14 protein-coding genes are annotated in these 17,610 nt (G+C 43.0%); 13 read left to right on the plus strand and 1 reads right to left on the minus strand.

The features are described from left to right. The 13 genes from NF543_RS04815 to NF543_RS04875 all read left to right on the plus strand — a co-directional run bounded on the left by NF543_RS04815 (position 1) and on the right by NF543_RS04875 (position 17,372). Positions 1-987, plus strand: a complete 987-nt coding sequence (locus tag NF543_RS04815; protein WP_257666974.1) for a Kelch repeat-containing protein — start codon at positions 1-3, stop codon at positions 985-987. Positions 988-1,015: 28 nt separating this feature from the next. Further along, entirely contained in the window at positions 1,016-1,291 is a 276-nt protein-coding gene (locus NF543_RS04820) for a hypothetical protein (protein ID WP_257666975.1), read from the plus strand. Positions 1,292-1,351: 60 nt separating this feature from the next. Beyond that, positions 1,352-1,657: a hypothetical protein gene (locus tag NF543_RS04825; protein ID WP_257666976.1), complete on the plus strand. Its 306-nt coding sequence runs from the start codon at positions 1,352-1,354 to the stop codon at positions 1,655-1,657. A 42-nt stretch (positions 1,658-1,699) separates the two neighbouring features. Then, a complete protein-coding gene (gene mfd / locus NF543_RS04830; RefSeq protein ID WP_257666977.1) occupies positions 1,700-5,038 on the plus strand; it encodes a transcription-repair coupling factor in 3,339 nt (1,112 codons plus the stop codon). A gap of 117 nt (positions 5,039-5,155) precedes the next feature. Then, positions 5,156-5,671 carry a DUF2975 domain-containing protein gene (locus tag NF543_RS04835; protein ID WP_257666978.1) on the plus strand — a complete coding sequence of 172 codons (516 nt, stop codon included), beginning with the start codon at positions 5,156-5,158 and terminating at the stop codon, positions 5,669-5,671. Positions 5,672-5,675: 4 nt separating this feature from the next. Further along, positions 5,676-5,882 (plus strand): helix-turn-helix domain-containing protein, encoded by a 207-nt coding sequence (locus NF543_RS04840; protein ID WP_257666979.1) that lies wholly within the window; start codon positions 5,676-5,678, stop codon positions 5,880-5,882. A 135-nt stretch (positions 5,883-6,017) separates the two neighbouring features. Beyond that, on the plus strand, positions 6,018-6,905 hold the full coding sequence (locus NF543_RS04845) for an ABC transporter ATP-binding protein (RefSeq protein WP_257666980.1): 888 nt from the start codon (positions 6,018-6,020) through the stop codon (positions 6,903-6,905). Between the two features lie 95 nt (positions 6,906-7,000). Next, positions 7,001-10,513, plus strand: a complete 3,513-nt coding sequence (locus NF543_RS04850) for an ABC transporter permease/M1 family aminopeptidase (protein WP_257666981.1) — start codon at positions 7,001-7,003, stop codon at positions 10,511-10,513. A gap of 167 nt (positions 10,514-10,680) precedes the next feature. Then, complete coding sequence (locus tag NF543_RS04855) at positions 10,681-11,220, plus strand: hypothetical protein (RefSeq protein WP_257666982.1); 540 nt, start codon at positions 10,681-10,683, stop codon at positions 11,218-11,220. A 27-nt stretch (positions 11,221-11,247) separates the two neighbouring features. Continuing rightward, complete coding sequence (locus NF543_RS04860; protein ID WP_257666983.1) at positions 11,248-12,078, plus strand: fimbrial biogenesis chaperone; 831 nt, start codon at positions 11,248-11,250, stop codon at positions 12,076-12,078. Next, positions 12,071-13,477: a hypothetical protein gene (locus NF543_RS04865; RefSeq protein WP_257666984.1), complete on the plus strand. Its 1,407-nt coding sequence runs from the start codon at positions 12,071-12,073 to the stop codon at positions 13,475-13,477. The genes NF543_RS04860 and NF543_RS04865 overlap by 8 nt, the downstream gene beginning before the upstream one ends. Before the next feature lie 2 nt (positions 13,478-13,479). After that, positions 13,480-16,200, plus strand: coding sequence for a hypothetical protein (locus NF543_RS04870; protein ID WP_257666985.1), 2,721 nt, complete (start codon positions 13,480-13,482; stop codon positions 16,198-16,200). 155 nt (positions 16,201-16,355) lie between these two features. Next, a complete protein-coding gene (locus NF543_RS04875) occupies positions 16,356-17,372 on the plus strand; it encodes a terpene synthase family protein (RefSeq protein ID WP_257666986.1) in 1,017 nt (338 codons plus the stop codon). Here NF543_RS04875 and NF543_RS04880 read toward each other — a convergent pair. Next, positions 17,326-17,610, minus strand: a 285-nt coding sequence (locus tag NF543_RS04880; protein WP_257957434.1) for an antitoxin family protein, incomplete at its 5' end; no start/stop codon positions are given. The two genes, NF543_RS04875 and NF543_RS04880, sit on opposite strands and share 47 nt — an antisense overlap.

The following is a 17,610-nucleotide window of genomic DNA, read 5'->3' on the forward strand; positions in this document are numbered from 1 at the left end:
ATGAACAAAGCATGGTTAAAAAAATTACTGGTGTTGGTGATGGTGTCTGCAGTGGTGAGCGCTTGCTCAAGTAGCGATGACGACGATCCAGATGAGTGGGCAAGAGTGGCCGATTTTGAAGGCGTGCCAAGGAGTGGAGCCGCTGGCTTTACCATCGGAGACTATTTCTATCTGACTACCGGTTACGGCACAAACTCCAATCGGTTTACCGATACTTGGCGGTATAACCCTTCGCAAGGGACGTGGACACGGATGGCCGACTTCCCAGGGGAGGCTCGCAATAATGCCGTGGCCTTCGTGGCCGGAGGTAAGGGGTATGTGGGCTTAGGAACCAACTCAACGGTGATGTTTAAGGACTTTTATGAATATGACCCCTCCGCCGATACTTGGACGCGTATCGCCGATTTCCAAGGTGGAGCACGGTATGGGGCTGTTGCGTTTACCTTGAATGGAATGGGCTATGTGGGTACCGGCCGGGATATCGATGCGCAGGATTACAATGATTTTTACAGCTATTCACCGGGGACGGATGCTTGGACCAAGGTAAACAGTACGCCATCAAAGCGTTCATTTGCATTTTCCTTTGTGCTGGGCGACCTCGTATACTTGGGAGGAGGTACCAATAACAACCAAAATGTAAGCACATTTTATACGTTTGACGGTACTACCTGGACGGAGAAGGAGCCACTTGCTGGTAGGGATGATGATTATACCTATAATCTTGTGCGCCTGAGCCCCGCCGCTTTTGTGTTGGATGGCCATGCATACCTTGCCTGCGGACTGAGCAGTTACAATGGCTCTGCGGTGGGCACTACCTGGCGTTATGTGGTATCCGGAGATTACTGGGAGGAGCATCAATATTTTGGAGGCTCTTATCGTCAGCAGGCTGTCAATTTTGTGTTGAACGGGGCAGCCTACGTGGCAACCGGACGAAACGGTACCGTGCCTTTTGATGATATGTGGCGGTTTATACCAAACCCATGGTAATATGGACATTCAGGGAAAATCAAACGCAATGACTAAGTTAATGCTCTTGGGGCTGGTATTGGGAGCCATGGCATTGGGCGCGAAGGCACAGCAGTGGACAGTAGACTATAGCATCCATGCCGGCGTAAATTCTTCGGAGTACATGCTTGACCATGTTAAAAGTGGAATAAGTAGGGAATCCTCACACGCTTACAATGGCTTTTTATCCGGTCTGGTAACCTTTTCTCCATTTAAATATGGGGGTCTCCAGACCGGTCTTTCTTTGAACGGATTGGGTGCAAAACTCGAAAAATCCGAATTCTGAACCCGTGATATCCTCCAGCATTCATATTGGCTACAGGCCCCACTCAATCTGGTTGGGAAATTGCCGCTTCGCGATTCCAGCAATTTCTTCCTGTCGGCCGGTGGATACGTCGGCATCGGCCTTTTCGGCAAAAATTATGTTCCTGATTCGTATACGGGCACAGCAAGCCATGACTTCACTTTCGGCAATACGGGAACACAACAACGAATGGATTATGGTATCAATTTCAATGTGGGATACCGGTTGCGAAGCGGATATATGGTCTCGGTGGGTTATCTTCAAGGGATACGGGATACAGCACCAGATCATGCGGCATATGAACAACGCAACAGGGCATACTCTTTTACGATTGGTTACCAATTTTAGTATCCCTTATTTTTCCTTACCTTTGCCCCGTTTTTATAGCAAGTGGGCATACGTGATATCTTAGCGAAATACCGGGAAAGCGATCGAACACACGCTTTGGTAAAGGCATTGCATGGACAGCACCCGAAAATCCATCTCAAGGGATTAATCGGGTCGGCTGATGCGGTATTGGCCGTGGCATGCTACCAGTTGCAGGAAATGCCCATGGTTTTCGTATTGCCAAACCATGAAGATGCTTCTTACTTCCTGAGCGATCTGGAAGGCCTGTTTGACAAACAAGTGCTGTTTTTCCCGGCATCATACCGTAAGGCTTTCGATTTTACGCAGGCAGATAGTGCGCACGTATTGCAGCGTGCCGAAACGCTCAATACGCTTAATCATACTTCCGAATTGCCCAAGATGGTGGTAACTTATCCCGAAGCATTGGCCGAGAAAGTGATCAACCGACACGATTTGGAGAAAAATACGCTCGAAATCACTCAAAACAGCAAGCTGGACATTGATTTTATCAACGAGTTTCTGCAGGAGTATGAATTTGAGCGGGTAGATTTCGTATACGAACCTGGACAATACGCCATCCGTGGTGGTATCGTAGATATCTTTTCGTTCTCCAATGACCTACCCTATCGTATCGAATTCTTTGGCAATGAAATCGAAAGCATCCGTACATTTGATATTGAAAACCAGCTCTCCGTAAGCAAGATCCATACGGTCACCATCGTACCCAATGTACAGGCTAAATTCCTCACCGAGGGAAATATCTCGCTATTGGAGTACATTCCCAAAGATTCTGTCATATGGCTTGAAGATGTGCAATTTACACTGGACATCATCGCAAAAGGATATAAGAAGGCTCGGGAATTATGGAAAGCACTTCCAGAGATGGACAAGCTGCAAAACCCAGAATGGGTAAACCCCAATTATAATTTCACCGATGAGAAAAACTTGGCGGCCATGCTGCAAGAGCTGCCCATCGTGGAGTTTGGTAAGCAGTATTTTTACCAACCGAGCCAAATCATAGCGTTTGAACAGCGTCCGCAACCCTCCTTCAATAAGGATTTTAACCTGCTTATCCACAATTTCAAGGAAAACGAAAAGGTCGGCATCCAGAATTGCATTTTCAGCGATTCGCCCAAACAGATTGAACGGCTTATCTCCATTTTAGATGACTTGGATAAGTCTGTTACCTTCACACCCATCAACACGGCATTGCGTGAAGGGTTTGTGGATGTAGCGCTAGCCTTTGCTTGTTATACAGATCATCAAGTATTTGACCGCTATTATAAATACAAGCGTAAGAAGGGGTATGAACGGTCACAGGCCATCACACTCAAGGAATTGCGCGACCTGAAGCCGGGAGACTATATCACACACATCGATCACGGTATCGGCAAATATGCCGGACTGGAAAAGGTGGAGGTAAATGGAAAGATGCAGGAGATGATCCGGTTGGTTTATGCGGATAACGACTTGCTCTATGTAAACATCAATTCGCTGAATCGCATTTCCAAGTATACGGGCAAAGAGGGTACGGCACCCAAAATGAATAAGCTGGGTACGGATGCGTGGGATAAACTGAAAAAAACCACTAAAAAAAAAGTTAAAGACATTGCCCGCGACCTGATCAAGCTCTATGCCAAGCGCAAAGCGCAAACGGGGAATGCCTTCAATCCCGATACTTACTTACAAACCGAGCTGGAAGCATCGTTCATTTACGAAGATACTCCCGACCAAGAAAAGGCTACGCTCGATGTGAAACGCGACATGGAGTCGCCACACCCCATGGACCGTTTGGTCTGCGGCGATGTGGGATTTGGCAAAACGGAGGTGGCCATCCGAGCAGCATTCAAAGCTGTGGCCGATAGCAAGCAGGTAGCTGTGCTGGTACCCACTACGATCTTGGCCATGCAGCACCACCGCACCTTTACGGAGCGCCTACAAGGCTTTCCTTGCAACATTGACTATATCAACCGATTCAAAAGTACCAAGGAGATCAAGGACACATTGGCGCGTTTGGCTGAAGGCAAGCTGGATATTATTATCGGCACGCACCGTTTGGTGAGCAAAGATGTTAAATTTAGGGATTTAGGATTGATGATTGTGGATGAGGAGCAGAAATTCGGTGTAGGTGTAAAGGAAAAGCTGAAACAGTTACGTGCCAATGTAGATGCACTCACGCTCACCGCTACGCCCATTCCGCGCACACTGCATTTTTCGTTGATGGGTGCACGTGACCTCAGCATCATCAACACTGCACCACCAAACCGCCAACCGGTGCAGACAGAATTGCACGTATTTAATGAAACCTTAATACAGGAAGCTGTTTCCTATGAGATCGACCGTGGTGGACAGGTATTTTTCATCCACAATAGGGTGGCCGACTTGCCGCAACTAGGGAATATGATCATGAAGCTTGTGCCGCATGCCCGAGTGGGTGTTGCACATGGCCAGCTTGAAGGGGATGCCTTGGAAGACGTGATGCTCAAATTCATCAACCACAAGTATGATGTGTTGGTGGCTACCACGATCATCGAAGCCGGCTTGGACATCCCAAATTCAAACACCATTATTATCAATCATGCCCACATGTTCGGCCTTAGCGACCTGCACCAGATGCGTGGCCGCGTAGGAAGATCGAACAAGAAAGCTTTTTGCTACCTGTTGAGCCCACCATTGTCTACCTTGACTTCCGAGGCCTACAAGCGGCTCAGCGCCATCGAGGAGTTTTCAGAGCTTGGCAGTGGTTTCAATGTTGCTATGCGTGACCTCGATATCCGCGGTAGCGGAAACCTATTGGGTGCGGAACAAAGTGGTTTTATTGCCGAAATTGGCTTTGAGATGTACCATAAGATCCTGGATGAAGCCATACAAGAACTGAAGGACGACGAGTTTTCGAGCCTCTTTACGGATGTCAAGCCAAAGGATTATGTGTCATTCACGCAAATGGATACCGATCTGGAGGTGCTCATCCCCGATGAATATGTAACCAGCATTGGCGAGCGGTACAACTTGTATAACGATATTGCCAAGCTGGAGAATGAAGAACAACTTGAAGCATTCAAAACCGCTTTGCAAGACCGTTTCGGTCCCATACCTAAACAAGTGCATGAATTGCTCAATACCCTGCGCCTGCAATGGCTGGGCAAGGAAATTGGTTTCGAGAAAATCTCCTATAAGAAAAACGTGCTACGTGGCTATTTTGTCAACAATACGAAATCCGGCTATTTCGAAAGCGACCGGTTTGGCAAAGTACTGCAATTCGTACAGCAAAATCCCACCATTTGCAACCTCAAGGAAGTGAGGGGATCGCTCCGGATCGCATTTGAGCATGTTCCGGATATTAGGCAGGCTATCAGTATTCTAGCGGATATGGCAGCTTAGTGATCCTGAATGTTAGGCCTCCAGTTAACGCCTATTTTCAGCAAAAACATTTTTGATATAATTATTGTTTTACAATAATTATTTATATGTTTGCAGAAACAAATTAACATATCTCCAATGAGAACCGTCCGTATTGTTTCAAGAATTTCATGCTATCTCACAAGCGTATTGGCTATTGGTTATTTCGCTTCCTTCACCCATTTATTAGTAGCAATTTCTTTTAAAACCGCGGCTTTGCATGTTGTTAATGATGGTGCTCGCTTTGAGGTATTTTATCCGTTTACAACAAAGCCCTTCTTGCTTGGATATTATAATTCAGGGTATATAACCATGATGCTTTTAATCATTGGATTATATGCTGTTTTCTTTTATTTGTTGAGTAATGTATTCAGCATATTTAGTCAGAAAAAGCTTTTTACTCAGAAGGGTATTACCCATCTGAAGCGATTTTATATTAGTAACCTCACTGTTCCAACTCTAGCGGTCATATTGCTCAGCTTTACCTCAACAGTAGAATCGCCTGCGGAAGGCATGGTGGCATTACATGCACTATTGGGTATATTCACCTATTTTTTAGCTGCCATTTTTAGACAGGGAGTAAACCTCCAAAACGAACAAGACTTAATTATATAGCGAGATGCCAATTATTGTAAACGTAGATGTAATGCTGGCTAAACGCAAAATGCAAAGCAAAATATTGGCAGAGAAACTCGGAATCACTCAAGCCAATTTATCCATACTCAAAACAGGAAAAGCCAAAGGTGTTCGGTTTGATACACTGGAAGCAATCTGCAAAATTTTAGATTGCCAGCCGGGTGATATTTTGGAATATGTAGCGGAATAAACCCAACATAATCATTTTATCGAATCATTAAAAAAAAGCCCTCGAAAGAGGGCCAGGAAGCGGATTGTCTAAATTTTAAAAACAAAGGACACGAAATCTGCAGGATGGACATACATGAATTAAAATTTTTCAAGAATGAATCGATTAACGATAAAACATCTCAACAAAACCTATCCTAATGGCGTAAAAGCCATTAATAACATTTCGTTGGAAATTAGCAATGGCATGTTTGGTTTACTTGGACCAAATGGTGCTGGTAAATCATCTTTAATGAAAACCATCATAGGCTTGCAAAGTCCAGACAGTGGTGAAATTTTATTTAACGGCGTGGATATTGTTTCGGATACGCTATTTATTAAAAAACAATTGGGTTTTCTTCCTCAGGATTTTGGGGTGTACCCAAAGATTTCTGCTTTTGATTTATTATCGCATTTGGCGGTGCTTAAAGGCCTGCTGAACCATAAAGAACGCAAAGAACAGGTTTTGGCACTGTTGGACAAAACCAATCTCTATCAACACCGCAATAAAGAAGTACATACCTTTTCAGGTGGTATGCGTCAGCGATTCGGTATTGCGCAAGCGCTGTTAGGGAATCCGCAGGTTATCATTGTTGATGAACCGACGGCCGGTCTGGATCCTGAAGAACGCAACCGATTCAATAATTTGCTAAGTGAGATAGGCGAAGATGTTATTATCATACTTTCTACGCATTTGGTTGAAGATGTAAGGAACCTGTGTACCAACATGGCAATTATCGATAAAGGAACGGTGTTGGCGCAGGGCAAACCGACTGATTTCATTGCGTCGCTTGGCGGTTCACTTTGGCAAAAAGCAATTGACAAAAAAGATAGGGAAGCTTATGAACAAAAGTACTCGATCATATCTTCCCAACTCAATGCTGGGAAATTGAGCATTCACATTTTTGCACCTGAAGACCCTCGCAATGGTTTTGAACAAGCGAAACCAATGTTGGAGGATGTTTATTTCTCAATTATCAACGGTCGGGTTTCAGGAGGCCTTTAAAAACATACTTAGCGACCGCCGAAGGCAGCCACGAAGTGAACCGATCTCATTGATGCCTAAAAAAAACAAAAGAGTTTATCAATAATTTTTTACGAATGAAAGCCCTGATAAGTTTTGAATTTTCAAACTACACTAGGAAAATCTGGTTTTATGTGACGCTGTTAGTATTGATGGCACTTGGATTTCTTGTAGCTACAAAAATGTCTTTAACCTCCATACCTAATGTATTTAAAAATGCGCCATATAGTAATACCTATCTTATCGGGTTATTGAGTTTGATATGTATTTTTATTTCTTCATTGCTATCGGCAAACGTGCTGTTCAAAGAGAAAGACAGCAATTTTGGTTTAATCCTTTATACAACACCTATCAGTAAAACGAATTATTTATGGAGTAGGTTTTTAGTCGTATTCGGGATAACACTCTTGTTCTTTTTAGTGATTGTAGTAGGCTATGCACTAGGTCAGCAAATGCCCTGGCTTGATAGCGTCGCATACGCACCTTTTAATCTTTGGCATTATCTGCAACCCTTTTTGTTATTGGCTGTCCCCAATGCGTTCTTTTGTTCAGCAATGGTATGCAACGTTGGTTGGTCAAGCAAAAACAAATTGCTCGTTTATATTTCAGGCTTGTTCATTTATATTTTATACATGGTGGGGATGATATTTTCCGGCTCACCAATGATGGTCGGCAGTTTGCCCCCCTCGGCTGAAGCAATGGATTTATCCGCAAAATTTGACCCATTTGGTTTATCAGCGTTTTTCCAACAAACAATGCATTGGTCTGCTCCGCAGCGGAATACCGAACTGGTCAGCTTAACAGGCAATATGCTTTTCAACCGGTTATTTTTCATAACCTTCTCATTAACCCTGTTTTTTATCACGTTCCGGAAGTTCAAATTCAACCTTAATGAAAAAGGAAAAAGGATTAAGGAACCCAAAACGAATGAAATAGCTCATCATCTCATCTTTAAAACCGTATCGCCGCAATTATTCAATATAGCACACCAATTAAAATCTGTATTAAGTTTTGTAAAAACCGATTTGAAATTTGTAATTAAGAGTATCCCATTTATCCTGATTCTGGTGGGTCTAGGATTTTACATGTCAATGGAATTTTATGGTGAAATAGATAAAGGCATTCGTATACCGGAAAATTTTGCAAGTACCGGCCTACTATCAAATAGAATTTTAAAAGATTTTCCTGGCTTATGTTTGATCGTCCTATTATTTTATAGTAATGAAACCATATGGCGTAGCCGAAATGTGCATTTCAATATGATAGAAGATGCCACACCAACAAAAGCTTCCAATGTCTTTTTTGCGAAGTGGTTGTCGCTAAATGTAATCGTATTCTTGTTGCTCACATGGATAATGATGATAGCCGTTATATTTCAAATCAGCTATCAGTATACACACATTAAATGGAGTGTTTATGGCAGTTTGTTTTATTTGATAGGTGTTCCGCTCATGTTGAATGCGGCCATGTTGGTTTGCATTCAATGGCTCATTAAAACTAAGTATTTGGGATTAATTGTGTCGTCCATTTTTATTTTGCTGACCACGACAAGTATTGGAAAAATGATGGGTTTAACCCATCCGTTGATACGTTTCAATGCTCCTTATGGCGGAAAACTCAGTGATATGAACGGCTGGGGGGCATATTTTAATGCCTTCGGTTGGAAAATACTTTTTGGAATAGGACTTACCTTATTTATCGCTATAACGGTAAGTAAGCTCACTAATCAACCAAAATTATTTTCAAGGAAAATATTGAGCCCATCATCCATAATGAGTATGATCGGGTTTGCAATTGTTACCACTATTTCGGGGATTTTCATTTTCAATAAAGTCGACTTTAAGGGCACTTATGCTGAGATGAATTGGCAGCAAGGCTATGAACAAACGTATAGGCCATTTCAAAACTTACCCCAACCCACAATTACCGATGTAAAAACCGACATTGATTTATTCCCCGAAAACAATGCCTACAACGTATCTGCGAGATACACATTAGAAAACAAAACAGCTACACCCATCGAAAAATTGCTGGTCTATGCAAATAAGAGTATTCAGTTGAAAGGGTTGGATATAGAGGGTGGAATATTAGATGCTAAGGATGAAAAATTTGGGCATTATTGGATTAATCTATCTAAACCACTGCAACCGAGTGAACGCATAATAATGAATTTTCTGTTTGATTCCGGTTGGGATGGATTTAACGGCCATGAATCGTTTAATGCCATTGTAGCGAATGGTTCATTTATGCGTATCAGCAATTATTTTCCAAAGCTTGGTTATCAGCAAGGCAACGAAATAGACGATGAAAAAGAAAGAGCAAAACGTAACCTAGGCAAAGCCACGCCCATACTTGCTTTAGATGCGCCCCGAAGCGCTGAAGATGATTTTATCAATCTTGATGCGGTGATTTCTACGGTAAAAGGGCAAACTGCTATAGGTATAGGAGAATTGGTAAATACTTGGCAAAATAGAGATAGAAACTATTTTCATTATAAAACCCATTCACCTATACCATTCCGTATTGGCATTTCATCAGCAAAATATGCAGTAAAAAAAGTACTGCATAATGGCATTCGTATAGCCGTGTATTATCACCCTGAACATCACGAAAATGTGGCTCACTTAATTGAAAATGCCAAGCACACGTTAACCTATTGCGAAAATAATTTCGGGAAATATCCCTTTAAAGCCATCCGCTTTGCTGAGGTATCAGCATTTACAAGCGGTTTTGCCGCTACGGCCTATCCAGCCACCATTTTTATGACTGAGGATGTAATATTTCACGCCAACATCAGCGGTGATAAACAACAAGATGTGATTAACGAATTGGCAGGGCATGAGCTATCGCATGAATGGTGGGGAACCAGTCAGTTGGCACCGGACGGTAGAGAAGGTTCAAATTTCTTAACGGAAACATTAGCCATGTATACTGAATTGATGCTCGTAAAAAAAATGCATGGTCGTCAACGGGTGTTAGACAATGTTCAGATGCACCACGATATTTATTTAAGTGAAAGAGGATTTTCAGATGAACAGCCCTTGTATAAAACGAATCCTAAAAGCATACATCAACACTACGCTAAGGGGCTGGTGACCATGTACCAACTCAGCGAGTTGATTGGAGAGGAAAAGGTAAACCAAGCCTTGAAGAATTTTCTTAAAAAACACGCCTACCCTAATCCCGCACCGGTTTCAACGGATTTATTGGATGAGTTATATGCAATATGCAATCCTTCGATACATGCTCGGATAGATGATTTGTTTAAGCACATTACGGTGTATGATTTTCAAATCATGGATGCCACCAACCGAAGAATGAACAATCAATACGAAGTTGGTTTTGAAGTTGAAATCCAAAAATTCCAAGAAGATGGACAAGGGAGGCAAACCCCAGTTGATTTTAATGATAATATTGAAATTGGTTTTTATTTCGAAGATGGAAAAAGAAAATTGATAAGCTTTCCTGTAAGAAAAAATCAGCTCAAAACCCAGGTTGTTCTACACAAAGAGCCCGTCAAAATGGTGATAGATCCAGAAATGAAGTTTATAAAAACAAGTGCTGTTACGACTTTAAGTCATAGGTTTTAAGAAAATCAAGATACGATTCCAGTTCGTTTTCCCACTTTTCGATATACGCCGTCATTAGCAAGCGCGAATGTCCCCCCAAAATTGGGGTAGTGTTTCCCACAATTTAGGTGTGCTATTATAAAAATAATATCCCCTTCCTTTGTATCAGTTAACAAAATAAAAATGACATGAAAAATAATTCAATTTTAATTATTGCCCTGGCTATAGTAGCCACGCAATTTCTGCATGTTGCCGCAAAGGCGCAAGTAACAGGTACCACCACATTAAAGGTAAAGCTAACGGATGCCTTGAGCCTGACCGTTAATAATGAGGAAGTGTTGCTAGACTTTGCTACCGCCGCCAATTATGCCGATGGTGTTGAAGTAGACATGGCCAATCACCTCACGGTAACCAGCACGAAAGCTTATACCATCAATGTAAAAGCAGCTTCAACAACACTTGCGGGTACTACGGATGGTAATACAAACACGATTGCCAGCAATGCCGTAAATGTGGAAGTGTCGGATCCGTCAGCCCAGGGATTGGGAGGAACGACCGCTACCGTGGCGCTGTCTGCCAATGATGCTGCGCTACTCACTGGTGCAACAGCAGCCAGCGGCAAGAATATCAATGTAAAATATGGTATACCTGCGGCTAATACCGGACAGGTGCTGGGCAAAACTGCCGATACGTATACCACTATCTTGACGTATACGATAACGCAGTAGTTGGTTTAATGGATAATTTATAAGGATATGTACAACAAGGTCAGTTTATTTCATGTTGCACTTTCCTTCATGTTAACCACTTTCGGGAGTATGGAGGGAATGGCACAGGGAGCGGCAGTTTCTCCCTCCCGTATTTTTTTTAGTGGTAATCCAGGGCAAACACTTCATCAGCTGGTAGAAGTGTCAAATACGAGTACCAAGCCTCTTTTATTTAATATTTCGATTAAAGACTGGGAAAGAGACAGCGTTGGCAATAAAGTTTACCATGAACCGGGCACGCTATCGGCATCTAATGCGAATTGGCTGGAAGTGAACTCCCAAACCATTGAAATTCCACCAGGGGCAACAAAAAGTGTAGACATCATGATGCATGTGCCCAGTGGTGAAAACACCAAACCACAGGTTACTAATTCCATGGTGTTTTTTACCCAAGTGGTAGAGCAGCGCCCTGTTACAGAAGTGACACAGGGAAGTGGAGTGGGCATTAACATTCAGCTGGAATTTGGGGTGCATGTTTATCATACGCCAACAGGTTTCAGTAGAAAGGAGCTTGATTTTGTCGAATTCAATGAACTAACTGTTAATGGTGATGAAAACAAACGGGCTGTTGCGGTGAAGATAAAAAATACCGGAGAAGTAGTGACAGATGCTTACCTGCGTTTTGAAATGACAAATAAAGCTACCGGAGAAGAATTGAAGATCGATCCGCTTTCCATTTCCATGATGCCTTTTGATGAACAGCTTGTGCAGCTCAGTCTACCAGCTGATATTAAAGGTAAATTTCTCATCGTGGCTATTCTGGATTATGGTGCAGGTACTAACTTGAAGATTGCTGAAAAAGAAGTCGTTTATGAATAGTAAGAAAGGTCTGCTGTTATTATGCATTTCCATTACTGCATACGGTTCGGCTTTGGGGCAGGCAGATATTGTGCTATCCCAGTCCGATATAGCGACTGGCACACCCTATTATATAGAAAAGGCAACAACTGATTTTCGTATTTCTGCACCGGGTTCGACAAGGGGGAAGATCTATACCTTTGCCGGAACGTCCTCTTTCAGCGCTGTTGGCGGTACAAGAGCCGGCATCCCCCTGAACCAGGTTTTTATGAAATTGATAAGTGTCGGGGATTACCTTGTTACTGGAACTGCGCCGGAAATAAATTTAAGCACGCAAAGTCAGAATATCTATGACGGCCACTTATTCCATCTCCGCGGAGCTGTCAGCATCGGTTACCGTATTCCTATTGCAAATTACAGCTGGCCTGCTGGAACATACGAAACAAATTTGCGCTTCACCAAGACCGGCTTTTCTAATGCCACCATAGGAGATGACAAGAAGCTGACATTGACCATTCCGTCATTTATGGAAGCCCCCGGGGTCCTGAATCCTCCCGATCCCGTACTTCACGTAAACTCCCTGGATTATTACAGGAATATTCCGGAGGTTTCCGCTACGATCAACCTGGGGGATGTCATCAGCACCGTTCCGTTTAATATCCTATCCAGGGCCACCAGTTATCACTATACGTTTACCGGTGCTGCAGGCGGCACGGCTACTATTCCATATGGCGGCAATGGAGTTAGCTTTTCCACTAATGCGGCATCTCCTTTGCCTCTAAAGAATATCTATCATCCCATGTTTAGATCGCATGTTCCAGTTCCGGTAGGCAACCGCACCCATGTGGAGCTGCATTACTTTATCTCCAGGAGTTTTTTAAATAATGATTTCAAATCTGCCGGTGAATATACGCTCCCGATCAGCTACAGTATCTATGCTCCCGACGATTACTACGACGGTGTAACTCCTCCCCCTCAGGCAAACAGTGCAGGCAGTGTACTGAAGGTATTGGTTGATGATATGGCTGAGCTGCTGGTTAATGATGCTGAAGTTAACCTTGAATTCAATACCGCCGCCGACTATGTGAATGGAACGTCCGCAGAAATGACCGCTCACTTAAAACTTAGCAAAACCACACCTTATGATGTATATGTCAAAGCTTCCGCTACTGACCTAAGCAACGGTACAAGCAGCATTCCCGTAAATATTATCAAAGTTGGACCGGCAAACGGGCAGACTGGCGTTCAAACGATCACCTTGTCTGCAACTCCGGCTAAGATCATTTCCGGGGCGGAGCCGGTTATTGACCGCAATCTCGGAATTAAATACACGATTGACCCGGCAGATGCAAAAACCTTGGTCGATAAGGCTCCCGGTGTTTTTACCGTAAATGTAATCTACAGCTTCATTGCCAATTAGCTATGAAATCGCTAATGGCCATATTGGTATTCCTTACAGGCATTTGTCATCATGCCGGTGCCCAGCATAAGCCAGCTGTTGATTATTTTTTTTTAACGGATACCGTATTCACCCAATATGGGAAAACCTTTGCCAATAAACTTGAGGTTGTCAATCATACCTCCTCGGAAATCATACTGTTCAAAAACGTGGCCCACACGGAACAGGCTTTGATCGCGGTACCGGATACCATCAAGTTACCAGCCGGAAGTACGCAACGCTATCCTGTAAAATACATGAGCGCCGCATTGCAGACCTATAAAGTTAGCCTTCGCACAGCTGAAAAAATTACCTTGCCAGATAGTGCCGTATTTCATACAAAAATGAATGATCCGTATCGCGTTCGGATCAATGTCCTGGAACCTGATGTATACCTCGATTCCCAAACCGGAAAAGTTTCTTTCAGGCTGAGATGCTTAAACGATGGCTATCTTCCGGTGCGCATCCGGCTTTTGTTAAGTTCCTATCCTGAAGGGCTCACGTTTGAAAAGCAAACCGAAATCATAGAGCTGCCTGCCGGATCGCAGCAAATCATTACGTTAAATGCCAGGAATGTACTAAAAGGCCATGCTCCTGATTTTACCGTAAACCTGGAGGCTGCGGATCCAACCGGAAAAACGCTTGCCACAACCAGCCTCAGGGTGTTCAGCCTCTCCAGTGTCAAACGCCTCGCTACCGGTTATGATCAATACGCAAACCTGCTGAATAACAGCGTAGAACTTAGTTATGTAAACCTGAACCGTGATTTCAGTTTTCTTCAGCTTCGGGGAAGGGGAAACGTTTTATCATCCGAGGGTGCTGACTTAACGTATAACCTGAACCTGAATTATTACACTGCCCAGCATGCGATGGATGCTTATGACACCTGGGTGGCATATTCCAATAAATATGTTGGGGTTACCGCAGGTAATATCACCGAAAACCTGGACTATCCCCTGTTTGGAAGGGGTGTTAAAGCTTCGGCTTTTTTAAATGAAGAGCATGGCTTTGACCTCTATTATGTCAATAACAGTTACTTACTGTTTTCCGGGTTGCAATCATCATTACGTAAAAATACCAACACCTATGCAGCGAGTTACCGTTATGGCAAAGCGGAAGCGGAAAATGGAAGGATATCTTATATACACAGCAGAGATCCCTGGACCCGTGTAAAAACCAACTTGGTCAATGGAGAAGCCACCCTCATTGCCTCGGAACATGAGCGGCTTAACCTTTCTGCCGGTTACAGCTATGAAAATAGTGCCGATACCTCCGCATCAAAGGCGGGTTATGCTTTAGGAGGAACATACGCCATTCAAAAAAACCAATGGGACCTGAGTCTTAACAATTATTTCAGCACCGGTTATTATAGTGGCTTACGGAGAGGGGTGATACAAATGGAGGAGCGGATCAGGTATTCGCTCAATCCATTAACAGGGATTTATGCCCGCTTTAGCTGGTTAAAAAATGCACCTAATTATCTTTCTCAAACAAGATCAATGCTAAACAACAGTAATCAGATTACCATTTATGAGATGGGGTTTAGCCATCGGAAGAATGCATTTTCAGCGACACTTTACCCTTATTTGCTGTCGCAAGACCTTCATGATAATTACCTAACCAGGGAAAAACTACATTCCTTTTCTACCCGCCTTGCACTTGATCTGAATTACACTTTTGGCACTTCTTTCTTATCGCTCAATTCTGATTATGGATATACCAAAAGCAATAATCCTTTAGTGGAACAGCATTATAACAGCTTTAAGATTAATGCCTCCTATGCTGCTCGAAATTGGGGCGTTAGTGCCCGGATGCAAACGGCCCCCTATTACCTACAAGAGGAGCTAATACCTGTGGCTAATAAAAAGTATCGGCAATATTCCATTGGACCAAATGTGCATTTTAGTGCCTTGGACCAACGAATGGAAATCTCCGTAGCAGGCTATGCCAACTACAATAATTATGGTTATGGCTGGATGAATAGCATAGATGCTCAGGTAAGGTATAAAGTGGCTAAAACCTGGCGGTTTTCCGGACAGGTATTTTACAATACCTACACAGGTTTGAGGAACAGTGCCAGTACGCAATTTCGGATAGGGATACAAAAGAGCTTTGTTTCAGCCAATGCCCCTGGACTTAAAAAACTCGAACTCAGTTTTTTTGGCGATGATAATGGGAATGGCCTGTTGGATGATGGAGAAAGGCGGTTGGAAGGTATTATTGTGGATGTGTCAGGAACGGTTGCAGCCAGCAATCAAAAAGGGAAAGTGACTTATTCCAACCTAGCAAAGGGAGAGAAACTGATCCAGGTTAAAGATGGAAAGGGCTGGAGTCAATTTGAACCGCTGAAATTACTGCTACAGAATAACCAAAACATGGAGATTCCATTGGTAAAAAGCGGCAGGTTGACAGGAAGTATTGTGCCGGTTGCACAAAAATATGTCGTTGAAGAACCGATGTTGGAAGGAATTAGGGTCACGGCAACCGATGATTTCAACCGAACGTTCTTTGCGCTTACTGATGAAACAGGTAATTTCTACTTTTCTATTCCAGTTGGCAGCTATGGGATCCATATCGAAACGGCAGGACAATTCTTCACGATCAAAGATGCTCGAAAAGAGATTACGATTAAGGAAAGGAATAATGAACCCATTGTCTTTGAATGGTTGGATGAACGTCGAAAGATAGAAATGAAACGTTTTTGATGAGCTATGGGACTTTGTCCTAAAACCTATTTATGCTACACTTATGAGTAAATAAAATGAATGAATGAACTTTATTGGTAAGCAAATGGTTAGATTTACTTCAATGTTATAGCGTAAATTCTCTATTGTAGTATTCATCAAACACCAATAAACGCATGAACACACACGAATTACTTCGCACCAGATTTATCTATCCGTTTCCTACCCTCTGTAACCCCTATGCTGAAGAATTTCAACAAATTACAGACAACGACTGGATTGATGGTGAAAGCTTATGGATTTTTGAAAACGATCACAAAACCCGGGAAACATTTAAGCGTGTAAGAACAGCGTATATGACCGCCTGGTGGTATCCCACAGCCAGTTACGAACGGGTGAAACCATTGTGCAGATTGCTATTGTGGACATTGTATAATGATGATATTTACGAATACAGTACACCGGAAGAATTCAAGGTTGTAAAAGAACGCTCTTTGGCTGTATTAAGAGGTGAAATAAGTGGAGAAGATTCGAAGATACTGCTAGGTAATCAGCTTGCCTTATTGAGGAACGAATTACAGAAATTCCTTTCGGCGAAATCCGTCAATCGTTTTGCAGCCATGATCGACAGGTATCTTACAGGTGTTGAATGGGAAGCGGAATTCAAAGCAGAAAAACGTATCCCAACAGTGGAAGAATGGACCAGAATACGGGAATATTCTATTTGTGTTTATCCGTTTTATCACCTTATTGAATTGTGTACTGGCGTCACGCTGCCTACAGAAATATACAATCACCCTATTCTGCTGCGCTTACAGGTGTTGGCGAGTCATATTATCGTTTATTTCAATGAGGTGCAATCATTGCTGAAAGATGAGCCTGTGAACGGTATCTATTACAACCTTGTAAGGATAATACAGCGTACGCACAATCTTTCACTGGAAGATGCCTGTCTGGAGATGCTTCGCATCCATAATGAAGAATTGCAGGAATTTGTAACCATTCAGTCGTCGCTCCCAGACTTTGGTGAATGGCAGGAGGCGGTTATCAATTGGGTACACCATATCAGTTTTACCCTCAGCGGCTGGAAAGCCGTATCGCTGGATCTTGTACGTTACAATACGGACGACTACGTTACCTCCGACATCATGCGGGAAACAATGAAATCAGACCTGTCCTCCGGTAATAATTGATCCTTTTTATCGCGCACTTCTTGATACCCGAAACTGGCTCCAAAAGCCTAAGCACACCGTTTTCATAAACACCTTTAATCGCCGTGTACATGTCCACTGCTATTGTGTAATGGCTGGCTACCTCGCCGGATTGTAATACTTCTTTAAGATATATAACGTCAACCTGGTGTCCATCGTTCCCTTTTATATCACGTAAATTGGGGTAGTATTTCCCACAATTATGGTGTGAAGCGGGGAT

This window comes from Parapedobacter tibetensis, from assembly GCF_024704835.1.
Taxonomy (GTDB): domain Bacteria; phylum Bacteroidota; class Bacteroidia; order Sphingobacteriales; family Sphingobacteriaceae; genus Parapedobacter; species Parapedobacter tibetensis.